Annotated in this window: 12 protein-coding genes; 11 read left to right on the plus strand and 1 reads right to left on the minus strand. The window is 33.8% G+C overall.

What is annotated here, in order from left to right:
• Window positions 1-12: 12 nt before the first annotated feature.
• From HM986_RS11875 to HM986_RS11890, 4 genes are all read left to right on the plus strand, one after another.
• Window positions 13-630: a LysE family transporter gene (locus tag HM986_RS11875; RefSeq protein ID WP_179335308.1), complete on the plus strand. Its 618-nt coding sequence runs from the start codon at window positions 13-15 to the stop codon at window positions 628-630.
• Window positions 631-976: 346 nt separating this feature from the next.
• On the plus strand, window positions 977-2,596 hold the full coding sequence (locus HM986_RS11880) for a CTP synthase (RefSeq protein ID WP_179335309.1): 1,620 nt from the start codon (window positions 977-979) through the stop codon (window positions 2,594-2,596).
• A gap of 121 nt (window positions 2,597-2,717) precedes the next feature.
• The gene (gene yidC, locus HM986_RS11885) at window positions 2,718-4,634 is read left to right on the plus strand and encodes a membrane protein insertase YidC (protein ID WP_179335310.1); all 1,917 of its coding nucleotides are present in this window, start codon (window positions 2,718-2,720) and stop codon (window positions 4,632-4,634) included.
• 80 nt (window positions 4,635-4,714) lie between these two features.
• Entirely contained in the window at window positions 4,715-5,128 is a 414-nt protein-coding gene (locus tag HM986_RS11890; RefSeq protein ID WP_179335311.1) for a GNAT family N-acetyltransferase, read from the plus strand.
• Window positions 5,129-5,221: 93 nt separating this feature from the next.
• On the opposite strand, the gene HM986_RS11895 is transcribed toward HM986_RS11890, so the two are convergent.
• Entirely contained in the window at window positions 5,222-6,214 is a 993-nt protein-coding gene (locus tag HM986_RS11895) for a fasciclin domain-containing protein (protein ID WP_179335312.1), read from the minus strand.
• A gap of 64 nt (window positions 6,215-6,278) precedes the next feature.
• Between HM986_RS11895 and HM986_RS11900 the strand changes: the two genes are divergently transcribed.
• The 7 genes from HM986_RS11900 to HM986_RS11930 all read left to right on the plus strand — a co-directional run bounded on the left by HM986_RS11900 (window position 6,279) and on the right by HM986_RS11930 (window position 15,042).
• Window positions 6,279-6,989 carry a toxin-antitoxin system YwqK family antitoxin gene (locus tag HM986_RS11900; protein WP_179335313.1) on the plus strand — a complete coding sequence of 237 codons (711 nt, stop codon included), beginning with the start codon at window positions 6,279-6,281 and terminating at the stop codon, window positions 6,987-6,989.
• A 213-nt stretch (window positions 6,990-7,202) separates the two neighbouring features.
• The gene (gene mnmA, locus HM986_RS11905) at window positions 7,203-8,390 is read left to right on the plus strand and encodes a tRNA 2-thiouridine(34) synthase MnmA (protein ID WP_179335314.1); all 1,188 of its coding nucleotides are present in this window, start codon (window positions 7,203-7,205) and stop codon (window positions 8,388-8,390) included.
• 110 nt (window positions 8,391-8,500) lie between these two features.
• The gene (locus HM986_RS11910; RefSeq protein WP_179335315.1) at window positions 8,501-10,123 is read left to right on the plus strand and encodes a S8 family serine peptidase; all 1,623 of its coding nucleotides are present in this window, start codon (window positions 8,501-8,503) and stop codon (window positions 10,121-10,123) included.
• 164 nt (window positions 10,124-10,287) lie between these two features.
• Window positions 10,288-11,229 carry an NAD(P)H-dependent flavin oxidoreductase gene (locus HM986_RS11915; protein ID WP_179335316.1) on the plus strand — a complete coding sequence of 314 codons (942 nt, stop codon included), beginning with the start codon at window positions 10,288-10,290 and terminating at the stop codon, window positions 11,227-11,229.
• Window positions 11,230-11,439: 210 nt separating this feature from the next.
• Window positions 11,440-12,912: a potassium/proton antiporter gene (locus HM986_RS11920; protein ID WP_179335317.1), complete on the plus strand. Its 1,473-nt coding sequence runs from the start codon at window positions 11,440-11,442 to the stop codon at window positions 12,910-12,912.
• A 131-nt stretch (window positions 12,913-13,043) separates the two neighbouring features.
• Window positions 13,044-13,556, plus strand: coding sequence for a DUF3124 domain-containing protein (locus HM986_RS11925; protein ID WP_179335318.1), 513 nt, complete (start codon window positions 13,044-13,046; stop codon window positions 13,554-13,556).
• 106 nt (window positions 13,557-13,662) lie between these two features.
• Window positions 13,663-15,042, plus strand: a complete 1,380-nt coding sequence (locus HM986_RS11930; RefSeq protein ID WP_179335319.1) for an MATE family efflux transporter — start codon at window positions 13,663-13,665, stop codon at window positions 15,040-15,042.
• The last annotated feature ends 34 nt before the right edge of the window (window positions 15,043-15,076 follow it).

Below are 15,076 nucleotides of genomic sequence, written 5' to 3' on the forward strand. Positions count from 1 at the left end.
AAGACATAAATTATGAACTTCTTTATATGCTTACTTTTAGGATTTGTAGTTGCTGCATCTGGCAGTATTGTACCGAGCTTTTTAAATTTAACAGTTGTTAAATTCAGTTTAAAAAGTGGTCGGATATCTGCGTTGTATCTAATTGGTGGTTTTGCCACAGTACTGTTTTTTCAAGCAAATATTGGTGCTTACTTATCTAGTGTTTTAATGAAAAATTCAGAATACATTACGAGCATTCAAAAGATCGGTACAGGAATTTTGTTCCTTATATCTATTTATTTTTTTAGATTACATTTTATTTCTAGAAAACATAAATTAAAGATAAAAATAAAAAAGTCGAAAGCTTATTTTCATGGTATCGGTATGTCGCTACTCAATACTTTTGCGATTCCATTTTATTTTACATCTATTTCTTTTTTAATAGTGTTAGATTACTTCGAATACTCTTTTCTAAATGGTTTTTATTTTTCATTAGGTTCTACAATAGGTTCGTTTACGCTATATGCATTGTATGCCACAGTCGCTAGTAGAATTGAACATAAGCTAACTTTTTTCGCAACTAAAATGGACTTCATATTAGGTTGTTTGACAGGTGTAGTTGCAATCGGTAATCTCATTTATTTACTTTAAATGAATTGTAGCTTTTTAAGCGAGATGTTTAGAGCAGCCAGGTTTTTTGTATGCTAATAACTAAAAATAAATTGATGCTATTACTGTTTCTTCAAGAAGATAAATGTCTTATATAATCTGTTAAATGATTCTATGTATAAATTCCTTTCGCGTTTAAAAGTGAAGTAAGTCGGTCTTAGGATGGTGATGTCTGTATTGTAGTAATTCATAACGGTTTGTAAATCACTAACTAAGGTCATTATTTACATATGTTGCCCTATGGAAATAATAACATATTAACAAACCATAAACAAATAGAGAATAACTCATTAAATTTCGTAATTTTGCCTGCGTTTAAAAGCGTATCATGACCACAAACCCTAAGTATATTTTTGTAACTGGAGGCGTGTCTTCTTCTCTTGGAAAAGGCATAATAGCAGCATCTTTGGCTAAACTCCTACAAGCACAAGGTTACAGAGCAACCATTCAGAAATTAGATCCATATATTAATATAGATCCAGGAACTTTAAATCCATACGAGCATGGCGAATGCTATGTTACGGATGATGGAGCAGAAACGGATTTAGATTTAGGACACTACGAGCGTTTTCTAAACGTTCCAACCTCACAAGCCAATAACGTTACAACAGGTAGAATTTATCAAAGTGTTATTGATAAAGAAAGACGCGGTGAGTTTTTAGGAAAAACAGTTCAAGTTATTCCACATATTACAGACGAAATAAAACGTAGAATTCAGATCCTTGGTAACTCGGGAGAGTATGATATTGTCATTACAGAAATTGGAGGAACTGTCGGAGATATTGAATCTTTACCGTATATTGAAGCTGTAAGACAGCTGGAGTGGGATTTAGGAGAACATAATACCTGTGTTATTCATTTAACATTAGTTCCATATCTGTCTGCTGCAGGCGAATTAAAAACGAAACCAACCCAGCACAGTGTAAAAACCTTGATGGAGAGTGGAGTACAAGCCGATATTTTGGTATGTAGAACAGAACACCCACTTAATGATGGTATAAAAACTAAATTAGCGCGTTTTTGTAATGTGAAAAAGGAAGCCGTAATAGAATCTATTGATGCTTCTACAATATATGATGTGCCTAACTTAATGTTAGAAGAAGGTTTGGATAAAGTAGTTTTAAATCAGTTGCAATTAAAAAGTGATGTACCCGATTTAAAACGTTGGAATGAATTTTTAAAACGACATAAGAACCCTAAAAGTGAAGTTACCATTGGTTTAATTGGTAAGTATGTAGAGCTTCAAGATTCTTATAAATCTATTTTAGAGGCTTTTATACATGCCGGAGCTGAAAATGAAGTGAAGGTTAATGTAGAACCAATTCATTCTGAATACTTGTCAGAAAGTAATATCGAATTCAAACTGGGGCATTTAGATGGTGTTTTAGTTGCACCTGGTTTTGGTGAGCGTGGTATTGAAGGTAAGATTGATGCTGTACGTTTTGTGCGAGAACAAAATATTCCATTTTTAGGAATTTGCTTAGGTATGCAAATGGCCGTAATAGAATATGCTAGAAATGTACTAAACCTTAAAGATGCGAATTCTGTAGAAATGGATGAGCAGACTCCAGATCCTGTCATTAATTTAATGGCATCGCAAAAAGGTGTTGTTAATAAAGGGGGCACCATGCGTTTAGGAACATGGGATTGTAACATAGAAAAAGATAGTATAGCCTATAAAGTTTATAATTCCGAAACGATTACTGAAAGACATAGACATCGCTTTGAATTTAATAACGATTATAAAGTTCAGTTTGAAGAATCAGGTATGAAAGCTACAGGTCTTAATCCTGAAACAGGATTAGTAGAAATTGTAGAAATTCCTAGCAACGATTGGTTTGTTGGTGTGCAATACCATCCAGAATATAAGAGTACAGTTAAAAATCCACATCCATTATTTGTAGCATTTGTTGCTGCTGCTCTAAAATACAAGAAGAAGAAAAAGTAATCAATACTATGCCACTTTGGCGTAAAATAAATTTTGGACAGTTTTTTGGGTTGTTCAATTGTTACCTTATAAGACCTGTCAAATGTAAAATACATGACAGGTCTAAAATTGAAAATTAAAGATGGAAGAAAAGAAATTCGACGTTAAATCTATAATAGGTTTTGTACTTATTTTTGGTATACTATTGTACATAATGTACCAAAATCAACCGAGTCCGGAAGAACTTGAAGCTCAGAAAATAGCAGAACAAGAGCAGGTTGAAGCTGAAAAAAATCAAAGTAAGCAAAATGAAACTTTAGTAACGTCGGCTTCGGATTATTCCGTAAACACACAAGCTTTAGATTCTACTCAAAAAGTAGCACTTCAAAATAAAGTAGGTTCTTTTGCTTATGCATTAACCTTACCAAATGCGGGAGACAAATTTACGACTGTAGAAACAGATGTTTATGAGTTAAAATTTAATACTAAAGGTGGTCACTTAGCAGAAGTAAAGCTGAGAAATTTTGTAGACTACGATTCTGTACCAGTCTACATGGTAAAGGATAACAACAGTGCCTTTAATATCACCTTCGGAACGTCTGATAATAGAACACTAAATACACAAGACTTTCCTTTTCAACCAAGTGTAACTAAAAGTGGAGAGAACACTATAGTTTCTATGAAACTTAAAATTTCTGAAACAGCCTTTTTAGAATACCGTTATGAGTTGAAACCTAATGATTATATGATTGATTTTTCAATTAAATCTCAGGGTTTAAGTGGAGTATTTAATACATCGCAACCGATTGAATTAGATTGGAAGCAAAAGAGTATTCGTCATTCTAAAAGTATAAGCTACGAGAATCGCTATACGAGATTAACGTACATGTACGATGATGGTAAAGTCGATAAATTATCACAAGCTAGTGATGATGACGAAACCGTTGATGATGTTGAGTGGCTATCTTATAGACAGCATTTCTTTAGTTCTATTTTAGTGGCTAACAATAGCCCGTTTAAAAAAGTTACAGTTACATCTTTAGATTTAGTAGAAGATGAAGAAATAGATACTTTGTATACTAAGTTATATACCTCTAAAATGCCATTAGCTTTTAATGGTGGTGAGTTAAACGAAAACTTAGGTTTGTATTATGGACCTACAGATAACGCAACATTAAAAGACTATGATAAAGGTTTAGAAGAAAGTATTCCTTTTGGATGGGGAATTTTTGGATGGATCAATAAAATCTTATTTATTCCATTATTTGGTTTCTTAAGTCAACACTTACCATCTTACGGTATTGCAATTATTGTGATGACTATTTTAGTGAAAATTGTATTATCATTTGTACAGTATAAGCAGTTCTTATCGCAAGCTAAGATGAAAATCTTAAAGCCAGAATTAGATGCTGTAAGAGAAAAATACAAAGACAATAAGTTAAAAGCGCAGCAAGAAACTATGGCTATTCAAAGCCGAGCAGGGGCAAGCCCGCTGAGTGGTTGTTTGCCAGGTTTAATGCAGATTCCTGTATTCTATGCCTTATTTATGTTTTTCCCAACAGCTTTTGAGTTAAGACAAAAAGGATTCTTATGGGCAGACGATTTAAGTTCTTATGATTCGGTTTTAGATTTGCCTTTTCACATTCCATTATATGGAGATCACGTAGCTTTATTTCCAATTTTAGCTGCAATTGCTATTTTCTTTTACATGAAAATGACTACTGGTCAGCAAATGGCAACACAGCCAACACAAGAGGGGATGCCAGATATGGCTAAGATGATGAAGTATATGATTTATTTCTCTCCAATTTTAATGTTGATTTTCTTTAACAACTATGCATCAGGTTTAAGTTTGTATTATTTTATCTCTAACTTAATTAGTATTGGTATTATGTTAGTTATTAAAAACTACATTATCGATGAAAATAAAGTGTTAGCTAAAATTGAAGTCAGCAAAACGAAGCCTAAGAAACAAAATAAGTTTCAGAAAAAAATGGCTGAAATGATGGAGCAAGCTGAGCAACAAAAACAAGCACAACAAAAAGGGAAGAAGAAATAATTATTTCAGCTTTCCATTCTTACAAGACTTATAGCCTCAGCATTTTGTTGAGGCTATTTTTATTAAATACATGGATATAGATGAAAATTGAAATTTGTAATAAAACAGATATTAAAACCATAGTTGATGGTCTAAACGCTTATAATTTAGATAAGGTAGCGGCATTATCCTCTGTTTGGACTCCTTTAGAGTTTGGTGTAAAGAATGAAAAAGGTGATGTGATTGGTGGTGTTTTAGCAGGCATCAATTATTGGAATGGTTTAGAAATTAAAATTCTTTGGGTAGCTAAAGCATATAGAAATCAGGCCTTAGGAACTAAGCTATTAAATTATCTCGAAAATGAAGCAAAAAAAAGAGGTGCAAGTATAGCAATGGTCGATACTTTTGATTTTCAAGCAGAGGGTTTTTATGTGAAGCATAATTATGACGTTATTGGTGAAATAAAGGATTTTCCGATGGGTCACCGACGTATTTATTTTTCAAAAGTGTTATAATCAGAAAGACTCAAACCTTTTACAGTTTAAGCCTTTATCTAACTAATTAAACAAATTATTAAAATAAGGTTGTCAACCTTAATATTATTAGTTTTATTGCATTGGTAGAAGTACAGTATCTATAACGTGTACTACACCATTCATCGACTGAATATCCACTAAACTAGTTACAATATTACTAACTCGATTATTCGAATCAGTTAACGTAAATGCAGTATTATCAGCAGTAATTTCTCCACCTAGAGTCATAACAGCACCATTTGGTAAACCACTAGATTGTATGTTGCCACTTACGATATGATACGTTAAGACAGCGTCTACTGTTGCTGGTGCTAAATCGCCAAGAGCAGTATTTCCTGAAGGATCTAACTCTAATAATAAATTAGCGAAGGCGTCATTTGTTGGTGCAAATACTGTAAATGGTCCAGCAGAAGCATCAGATACGGTAGAAATATATGGCACTGTTGGTGTTCCTGAATCAGCTAATTCCAATGCTGCTACTAAATTTGATAAAGCGGGGTTGGTTGTCGCAAACGTCGCAATTGTTGGTAAGCTAATGACTTCATCAACAATATGTACAATACCATTACTAGCAAGGTTATCAGCATTAGTTACCGCAGAAGAACCATTTAGCATTACTCCGTTAGAAGTAGTGTAATATAAGCTTAAGTTAGCTTCGTTAGGGCCTGTTGCAGCTGTGTTTGTATAACCAGAGCCGGCGTCAACTAAGTTCGCTGATGTTACTGTTGATCCGATAATTACATGGTTCAATAAAATATTTTTTACTAAAGCATTTTCTTCGGTAGATAAGTTGTTTAGATCTAAACCAGTATCGGCTAGTAATTGTGCAAATGCAGCATTACTGGGTGCAAATACAGTAAAAGGGCCTTCACCTTGTAAGGTTGTTACTAAATCAGTGGCTTGCAATGCAGCAGCTAAGCTCGTTAAATTGTTTTCTAAAGCGATGTCAACTACAGTTGTAGGGGTTGGTGATGTTGTGTTATCATCATCATCACTACAAGACGTAAAACCTATAACCAATAGAAATACTGTAAGTAATTTGAAGTTTTTTGAAATAATTTTCATTGTTTTGAGTTTTTATATTGTTCAACATTTAAACCTTAATTGGTTTGTTTAATAAAAATACGAAATGATTAAACAAAAAGTTTTTACGCTTTTCACTTTAACACTATTTTTAACATCTGCTTATGCGCAAAATTCAGTCAATCAATTTGATGAAGATGGTTTAAGACATGGTAAATGGTCTAAAGATTATCATAATACCAAGCAGAAACGTTATGAAGGTTCTTTTAAACATGGTAAGGAAATCGACTCATTTAAATTCTACACGCTGTCTTCAGGAAAAAGTGTACTCAGTGCTATAAAAGTTTTTAATGAAAAGGATAGTGTTGCTGATGTCACTTTTCTAGCTTCAAATAAAAAAGTGATTAGCGAAGGCAAAATGAATGGTAAACGATTTATGGGGAAATGGACATTTTATCATAAAAATTCTACAGCTAAAATGATTGTAGAGAATTATAATGACGATGGATTATTAAATGGTGAGCGCTTTGTGTATTTTAAAAATGGTGCAGTTGCAGAAAGTGCCAATTATAAGAATGGTAAACTTGATGGCGAATCAAAGTGGTTTTCTGAACAAAGTGCGTTGCTAAGACATACAAATTATAAAGACGGTGAATTAGAGGGGGAAACTATTAACTATGATGCTAGTGGTAATATCACATCCGAAGGCAATTATATTAAGAGCAAAAAAAATGGTACTTGGAAATATTATAAAGGGGGTGAACTTTCAAAAGAAATAGACCATACCACACAAGAAGTCTTATTTATGAAAGAATAGCTTAAAGCTATGCGCTCTATAGAATTTCAGAATGGCAATCTTAATAGGATTGCCTTTTTTATTTGTAATTTTGCCGAAGTTTTTCGAACAAAAACATAATGAATATATAATGTTCATGTTTTTAGATTGTCCCCTTGACGGGACTTTAAGTGTGTTTTTCAAAAAGCACTAGTTATTAATTAAAAGAGATACCTGCTTTGGCAGGTAATTAATATGAAAAGAGTCATCGTAGGACTTTCAGGAGGAGTAGATTCTAGTGTTGCAGCCTATCTTTTAAAAGAGCAAGGATATGAAGTTATTGGCCTGTTTATGAAAAACTGGCATGATGACTCTGTAACCATCTCTGATGAATGTCCATGGTTAGAAGATAGTAATGATGCCATGTTGGTGGCAGATAAATTGGGTATTCCTTTTCAAACGGTCGATCTAAGTGCACAATATAAAGAGCGTATTGTAGATTATATGTTTAATGAATACGAAAAAGGACGTACACCAAACCCAGATGTACTTTGTAACCGTGAAATTAAGTTTGATGTCTTTATGGATATCGCTTTAGAGTTGGGAGCAGATTACGTTGCAACAGGTCATTATTGCAGAAAAGGAACCGTCGAAAAAGATGGAAAACAAATCCATCAGTTGTTAGCTGGTGCAGATGATAATAAAGATCAATCCTATTTTCTTTGTCAATTATCTCAACAACAATTGGCGAAAGCTTTATTTCCCATTGGTGAATTGCAAAAACCAGAAGTGAGAGAAATTGCTAAATCCCAAGATTTAATTACTGCCGAAAAGAAAGATTCTCAAGGCTTATGTTTTATAGGAAAAGTAAGATTACCAGAATTTTTACAACAACAATTAAAGCCCAAAGAAGGTGATATTGTAGAGGTGTCAGATACGTTTGAAATTTATAATCAATCGGCTCCTCAATTCGATTCAAAAGAAAATGAATTAGAATTTTTATCTAAAAAACCAATCTATAATATAACAGACGGAAAAGTAGTCGGTAGACATCAAGGCGCACATTATTTTACCAAAGGTCAACGTAAAGGTTTAGGAGTTGGAGGTACAGTAGAGCCTTTATTTGTTATAGATACAGACGTAAAAGACAATATAATTTACACAGGTCAAGGTAAACAACATCCTGGTTTATACAGAAATGTGTTGTTTGTGACTAACGAAGAATTGCATTGGGTACGCGAAGATTTAGCGATAAGCGAAGGAGAAACCATGGAAGTAATGGCAAGAATTCGCTATAGACAAACCTTAGAGAAAGCCACTTTGTATAAAGTAGCTTCTGGGATGTATGTAGAATTTGAAAATAAACAATCCGCTATTACTGAAGGTCAATTTGTGGCTTGGTATATAGAAGACGAATTATTAGGATCAGGAGTTATTTCTTAACTTGCTTTCTGATTAGTCCTCTGATACGGGAAATAGAGATTATCAGTGAGAGTAATTTTTAATCTTTATAGATGCTAATTGTTGCGAAAACAAGTTAGATATATAGTCTTATGAAAAACAGTTTTACAGTATTATTCTTATTTTTTATAATTGGAAATAGTTTTGCACAAGAAGACGCATGGATTTATCTTACAGACAAACCAAATGTTTTAGCTGCACTAGCAAATCCTGTTAGTATTCTTACACAAAAAGCATTAGATAGAAAACAGCGTCACAGTATTGCTATTGATGAACGCGACGTGCCCGTTAATGAGGTTTATATTGCAACTTTAAAAACTCAAGCAGGAATCACAGTCTTGGCAAAATCCAAATGGTTTAACGCTATTCATGTCAGAGGCTCAGAAGACGATATCAACGCTTTAAGTAATTTAACATTTGTTGAAACTATTGATTTTGCTAATCAAAACTTCAATACTGCTTCAAGAAGTGCCTCCCAATTAAATAAAACAGAAATCGAAGATGAAACTGTTGCATTTACTTATGGTGGTACACAAAATCAAGTAGAAATGATTAATGTAGATAATCTGCACTTAGCCGATTTTACAGGAGAAGGTATTACTATAGCAATTATGGACTCTGGGTTTCCAAATGTAAATACGATGGGGGCATTTCAGCGGTTGCGAGATAATAATGATTTATTAAATGGATATGATTTTATAGATAGAACTTCAGATATTTATGCCTATACAGCTAGTAATCATGGAACAAAAGTCTTGAGTACGATGGCAGCGTTTGTACAAGATCAGTTTGTAGGGACGGCACCAGATGCATCCTACTATTTGTTTAGAACAGAAGATGCTGGAAGTGAAAATCCTATAGAAGAAAGTTATTGGGTAGAAGCAGCAGAACGTGCAGATAGTTTAGGTGTAGATTTAATAAATACATCTTTAGGATATACCACTTATGATAACTCAAATTATAGCCATACGCCAGGAGACATGAACGGGCAAACTGCTTATATTTCAAAAGGAGCGTCCATCGCTGCAGAGAAAGGTATCTTAGTTGTTGTCAGTGCAGGTAATGCAGGCGCTACAGATTGGCAAACTGTTGGTGCACCTGGAGATTCTCCAGATGTGTTGTCTATTGGCGCTGTAGATGGGGATGGAAATTATGTGGCGTTCAGCTCACAAGGAGGAGCAGCACAAATAGGATATCAAAAGCCAGATGTGGTCGCTAGGGGTGGAGCTGCCTATGTTATTAGTGAATTTAATAGTATTGTCCAAAATAATGGCACATCGTTTAGTGGTCCCATTCTTTGTGGAGGTATTGCGTCATTATGGCAAGCATTACCAAATGCTTCACCAACCGAAATAAAGGATTACGTTAGGCAATCGGCCTCACAGTTTACTGCACCAGATGACTTTCTTGGGTATGGTATTCCGGATTTAGATTTAGCAAAGAACTTAGCATTATCAATTGATGAGGAGCAGCTCGGAAATTTTGAAATTTATCCAAATCCAGTAAAATCGAGCTTAAATATTGTTTTACCCGCAACCGTAAATCACTTAGAGATTTCAGTTTATAATCAATTAGGTCAGGAAATTTTGAATCAGGTGATAACCGAAAATTCTAAAACGATAGATGTTTCAAATTTTACAGCTGGACTTTATTTAATTAAATTTTCGACTCAGAACATTTCAAAAATATTAAAATTCATCAAAAGTTTTAATTAATGCTAAATGTCAATTCGCGTAATTTCGATGAGCGAGAAATCGTATCGAAAATGGATGGAACGTTAATTCCCTTAGTACAATAAAAATTATCCTCATTTTCAATCGTGAAATTCACTTGAATTGCCGAAATTTATACGTTTTTACAACAGATATAATTTTAAACTATGGCAAATAGAATCACATCACTTTTCAATATAAAATATCCTATTATCCAAGCAGGAATGATTTGGAACAGCGGTTGGAAATTAGCTTCTGCAGCAAGTAACTCTGGAATCTTAGGGTTAATTGGCGCAGGGTCTATGTATCCCAATGTGTTACGAGAACATATTCAGAAATGTAAAGCCGCAACCGATAAGCCGTTTGGTGTTAACGTCCCAATGTTGTATCCAAATGTTCAAGAAATTATGGATATCATTGTAGAAGAGGGTGTGAAAATAGTTTTTACGTCTGCCGGAAATCCGAAGACTTGGACCAAATGGTTACAAGATAAAGGGATTACAGTGGTGCATGTGGTTAGTAGTGTAAAGTTTGCTCTAAAAGCACAAGATGCCGGCGTAGATGCGATAGTTGCAGAGGGTTTTGAAGCCGGGGGACATAATGGAAGAGATGAAACCACCACATTAACATTGATACCAATGGTGAAAGAACAACTTCAAATTCCGTTAATTGCGGCAGGAGGTATTGCTACAGGAAAAGCCATGTTAGCGTGTATGATATTAGGTGCCGATGGAGTACAAGTGGGCAGTCGGTTCGTAGCTAGTGAAGAATCTTCAGCTCACCAAGCATTTAAGCAAGTGGTTGTAGAAGCTAAAGAAGGAGACACACAATTAACTCTGAAAGAATTAGCTCCTGTTAGATTATTAAAGAATAAATTCTACACGGACTTACAAGAGCTCTATAAAACGGGGCCAACACCAGAACAACTCAAAGACTTATTAGGAAGAGCTAGAGCCAAACGTGGTATGTTTGAAGGGGATTTAGATGACGGCGAATTAGAGATTGGTCAAATTGCCGGATTGATTCATGATATAAAGCCGGTTTCTGTGATTGTTGATGAAATGGTCAGTGAATTTGAGGACGCCAAGAAGGCATCGCTTACATTATAGTTCGTTTTTTATATGTAAATAATAAAGACGTAGTTAAGTAACTATAAATATGGTAATTAAAGTCGTTGTGTTTTATTATAAAGATGTAATCTTACCCTAATTTTTATAAGTTGATAATTTATTGAGTTACTACGTTTTAAAACGCTTATTTACTTACTTTTTTTTAATAAAAAACCTAAATTTGTACTTGCTAATTTTAGCTAGTAACGTATGAATTTAACCACCGAAAACATCCTCTTAATAGGTTCTCTACTGCTTTTTATAAGTATCATAGTAGGAAAAACATCTTATAAATTTGGAGTACCAACATTAATACTCTTTTTAGCTATAGGAATGTTAGCTGGTTCTGATGGTATTGGTGGTATTCGTTTTGATGATCCTAAATTAGCACAGTTTATCGGTATTGTTTCTCTCAATTTTATATTGTTTTCTGGCGGTCTAGATACCAATTTCAAAGCTATAAAGCCCATTCTTAGGGAAGGACTTATTTTATCCACATTAGGTGTTTTTCTAACAGCAGCAACACTCGGTATATTTGTTTGGTTTGTAACAGATTTCACTATTTATGAAAGTTTACTATTAGGTTCCATTGTGTCTTCTACAGATGCAGCAGCCGTATTTTCAATTTTACGTTCTAAGAATTTAGCATTAAAAACAAATTTGAGACCAACATTAGAGCTCGAAAGCGGAAGTAATGATCCCATGGCTTATGTGTTAACTTTAGCGTGTTTAAGTTTGGTTATTAACCAAGACCAGAGTATTCCTACAATGATTTTTATGTTTTTTCAACAGATGATCTTAGGTGGTATTGCGGGTTTTGCCTTTGGTAAATTGAGTCGGATTATTATTAATAGAATTAAATTGGGCTTTGAAGGTCTTTACCCTGTTTTAGTTATTGCGCTGATGTTTATTACATTTTCAGCAACTGATTTTGTCGGTGGAAATGGATTTCTTGCTATTTATATATGTGCAGTTTATTTAGGAAATCAAGATTTAATTCATAAATCTACAATTCTAAAAATGTTTGATGGAATCGCATGGTTAATGCAAATTGTATTATTCCTTACATTAGGTTTACTTGTTTTTCCATCTCAAATTATTCCTTATATGGGAATCGGTTTGTTAATCTCAGTATTTCTTATTCTTGTTGCACGGCCGGCAGCGGTGTTAATAAGCCTCATGTTTTTTAAAATGAAAATGAGAAGACGCTTTTATATTTCATGGGTTGGTTTGCGAGGTGCTGTTCCTATAGTATTTGCGACCTATCCATTATTAGCCGGTATTGATAAGGCAAATATGATATTTAATATCGTATTCTTTATTTCAGTGACTTCTGTTTTAATTCAGGGAACAACCTTATCGCTTTTTGCAAAATGGTTAAATGTGGCTCTGCCAGAAGAAGTAAAACCTATTGCAGAGAATGATCGCTACATTCTTAATTTGCCTAAATCAGCAATGGAAGAACTCTTAATACCGCCAAATAGTTTTGCTGTAGATAAACGAATTATAGATTTGCATTTTCCTACCTCGGCATTTATTGTAATGATAAAGCGAAATAATAAATTTGTACGTCCAGGTGGTTCTACCGTTATTGAAGCAAATGATACTTTAGTCGTTCTATTAGATAATGAAGACAGCCTAAGCGAAGTGAATGAAATACTTAATAAAACCTTAATCGGTTAAGGAAAATTGTGGACTTTACAGCAGTAAATAATAATGTTTAATTTTATTTGAAATTTTAAAATTTATCAGTATTATTAAGTGTATAAAATAATGCCAATCGATTAGTTTATAATGACTTAATTTATCATATCATGAAAAGAGTAATAGTTTTATTTATAGTACTTTATGGTTTCTATTCTTGTGACGAAAGATTTAATGATGATGGGTACGAAAAAATTGACTGGAGTGCACGACAAGCAACTATTAAACTTACAGATTCTTTAGAATCAGGGGAGTCATATCTGTCGGTTTACTCTCAAATTTATAGTTATTCACAGCATAAGATGTATAATCTTACTGCTATGATAAGTATAAGAAATACAAGTGCGAAAGACACACTCTACTTATCTAAAATAGATTATTTTGATACACATGGTACTTTATTAAAAACGTATTTTGATAAACCGGTGTATTTAACTCCAATGGAAACTTTAGATATCGTTATTAATGAAGTTGATATCGCAGGAGGTACAGGTGGTAATTTTATTTTTGATTGGAAAACCCCTAAAAATTCTCCTGAGCCAATTTTTGAAGGGGTAATGACTTCTACATCAGGTCAACAAGGTTTATCTTTTTTAACACAAGCTAAAAGAATTGATAAATAACCTTTAACTACAGGTGGTTATAACGTCTCATTAAAATTTTAAAAGGCACCTACTATTTACCAAATAATTCATTCTTAAAACTAAATGGAAGTATTACTTTTGCGCCATGGTTTTAAGTAATTACACTAAAGAATTTAGATACAATCTTAAACTCGCTTCTCCTGTGATGCTAGGTATGCTTGGTCATACTTTTGTGAGTTTTATAGATAATATAATGGTTGGTCAATTAGGGGCAACAGAATTGGCAGCAGTCTCTTTAGGTAACAGCTTTATTTTTATAGCGATGTCTATAGGAATAGGTTTTTCTACAGCAATTACACCCTTAGTAGCAGAAGCCGATACAGAAGGGGATTTTGAAAAAGGAAAATCAATGTTTAAGCATGGTCTTTTTCTTTGCACAGTTTTAGGATTGGTTTTATTCGGTATCTTATTATTTGCTAAGCCTCTAATGTATATAATGGATCAACCAGAAGAAGTGGTAGATTTGGCTATTCCGTATTTAGATTTGGTAGCCTTTTCATTAGTACCATTGATAATTTTTCAGGCATTTAAGCAATTTAGTGATGGATTATCACTAACCAAATATCCAATGTATGCTACAATAGTTGCTAATTTACTCAACGTAGCCATTAACTATGTTCTGATTTTTGGAAAGTTTGGTTTTCCTGAAATGGGCATAGTTGGTGCAGCCGTTGGAACCTTAGTGTCTCGTTTTGTTATGGTGGCTTACTTATGGTGGTTACTAGCTAAACGCGAAAAATCAAAAGCATACGTAACTAACATAAAGTTCTTTGAATTAAGTAAAGAACCCATGAGAAAGCTAAGTAATTTAGGTCTTCCAAGTGCGATGCAGATGTTTTTTGAAGTTGGTATTTTCACCGCAGCCATATGGTTAAGTGGAACTTTAGGGGCCAATGCGCAAGCTGCTAATCAAATTGCCTTAAATTTATCTTCCATGACGTTTATGGTAGCAACCGGATTAAGTGTTGCGGCCATGGTTAGGGTAGGGAATCAAAAAGGATTAAAGGATTTTGCAGCCTTAAAACGTATTGCTGAATCTATATTTTTTGTTGGCTTTATTTTTGCTGTAATTTTTGCCTTACTCTTTGTGGCGTTCCATCAATTGCTTCCAGATTTGTATGTGGATTTAGACGATCCTGAAAATGCAATTGATACAGCAGAAGTTGTAAGTATTGCTGCAACGTTATTATTAGCAGCAGCTGTGTTTCAGATAAGCGATAGTCTCCAGGTTATTGCACTTGGAGCGCTGCGTGGTTTACAAGATGTAAAAATGCCAACTATAATTACCTTTGTTTCGTATTGGGTTATTGGTTTTCCCATTAGTTATTATCTAGGGAAAGCAGAAGCTTATGGAAGTCTTGGTATTTGGATTGGACTAATTGCAGGTTTAACTGTAGCAGCGATTCTACTGTTTATTCGGTTTAATGTACTGACCAAGAAACTGATTGTTAAATCATCAAAATAAAGTATAATCTTTAGGAGTGTTTTGATATTTCAAT

The sequence above is a fragment of the Winogradskyella costae genome, assembly GCF_013403865.1.
Taxonomy (GTDB): Bacteria; Bacteroidota; Bacteroidia; order Flavobacteriales; family Flavobacteriaceae; genus Winogradskyella; species Winogradskyella costae.

Bases quoted from the DNA above. Each gene is read 5' to 3' on its own strand.
- HM986_RS11875 (WP_179335308.1), top strand. From the start codon at position 13: ATGAACTTCTTTATATGCTTACTTTTAGGATTTGTAGTTGCTGCATCT.
- HM986_RS11880 (WP_179335309.1), top strand. From the start codon at position 977: ATGACCACAAACCCTAAGTATATTTTTGTAACTGGAGGCGTGTCTTCT.
- mnmA (WP_179335314.1), top strand. From the start codon at position 7,203: ATGAAAAGAGTCATCGTAGGACTTTCAGGAGGAGTAGATTCTAGTGTT.
- HM986_RS11900 (WP_179335313.1), top strand. From the start codon at position 6,279: ATGATTAAACAAAAAGTTTTTACGCTTTTCACTTTAACACTATTTTTA.
- HM986_RS11930 (WP_179335319.1), top strand. From the start codon at position 13,663: ATGGTTTTAAGTAATTACACTAAAGAATTTAGATACAATCTTAAACTC.
- yidC (WP_179335310.1), top strand. From the start codon at position 2,718: ATGGAAGAAAAGAAATTCGACGTTAAATCTATAATAGGTTTTGTACTT.
- HM986_RS11925 (WP_179335318.1), top strand. From the start codon at position 13,044: ATGAAAAGAGTAATAGTTTTATTTATAGTACTTTATGGTTTCTATTCT.
- HM986_RS11915 (WP_179335316.1), top strand. From the start codon at position 10,288: ATGGCAAATAGAATCACATCACTTTTCAATATAAAATATCCTATTATC.
- HM986_RS11920 (WP_179335317.1), top strand. From the start codon at position 11,440: ATGAATTTAACCACCGAAAACATCCTCTTAATAGGTTCTCTACTGCTT.
- HM986_RS11890 (WP_179335311.1), top strand. From the start codon at position 4,715: ATGAAAATTGAAATTTGTAATAAAACAGATATTAAAACCATAGTTGAT.
- HM986_RS11910 (WP_179335315.1), top strand. From the start codon at position 8,501: ATGAAAAACAGTTTTACAGTATTATTCTTATTTTTTATAATTGGAAAT.
- HM986_RS11895 (WP_179335312.1), bottom strand. From the start codon at position 6,214: ATGAAAATTATTTCAAAAAACTTCAAATTACTTACAGTATTTCTATTG.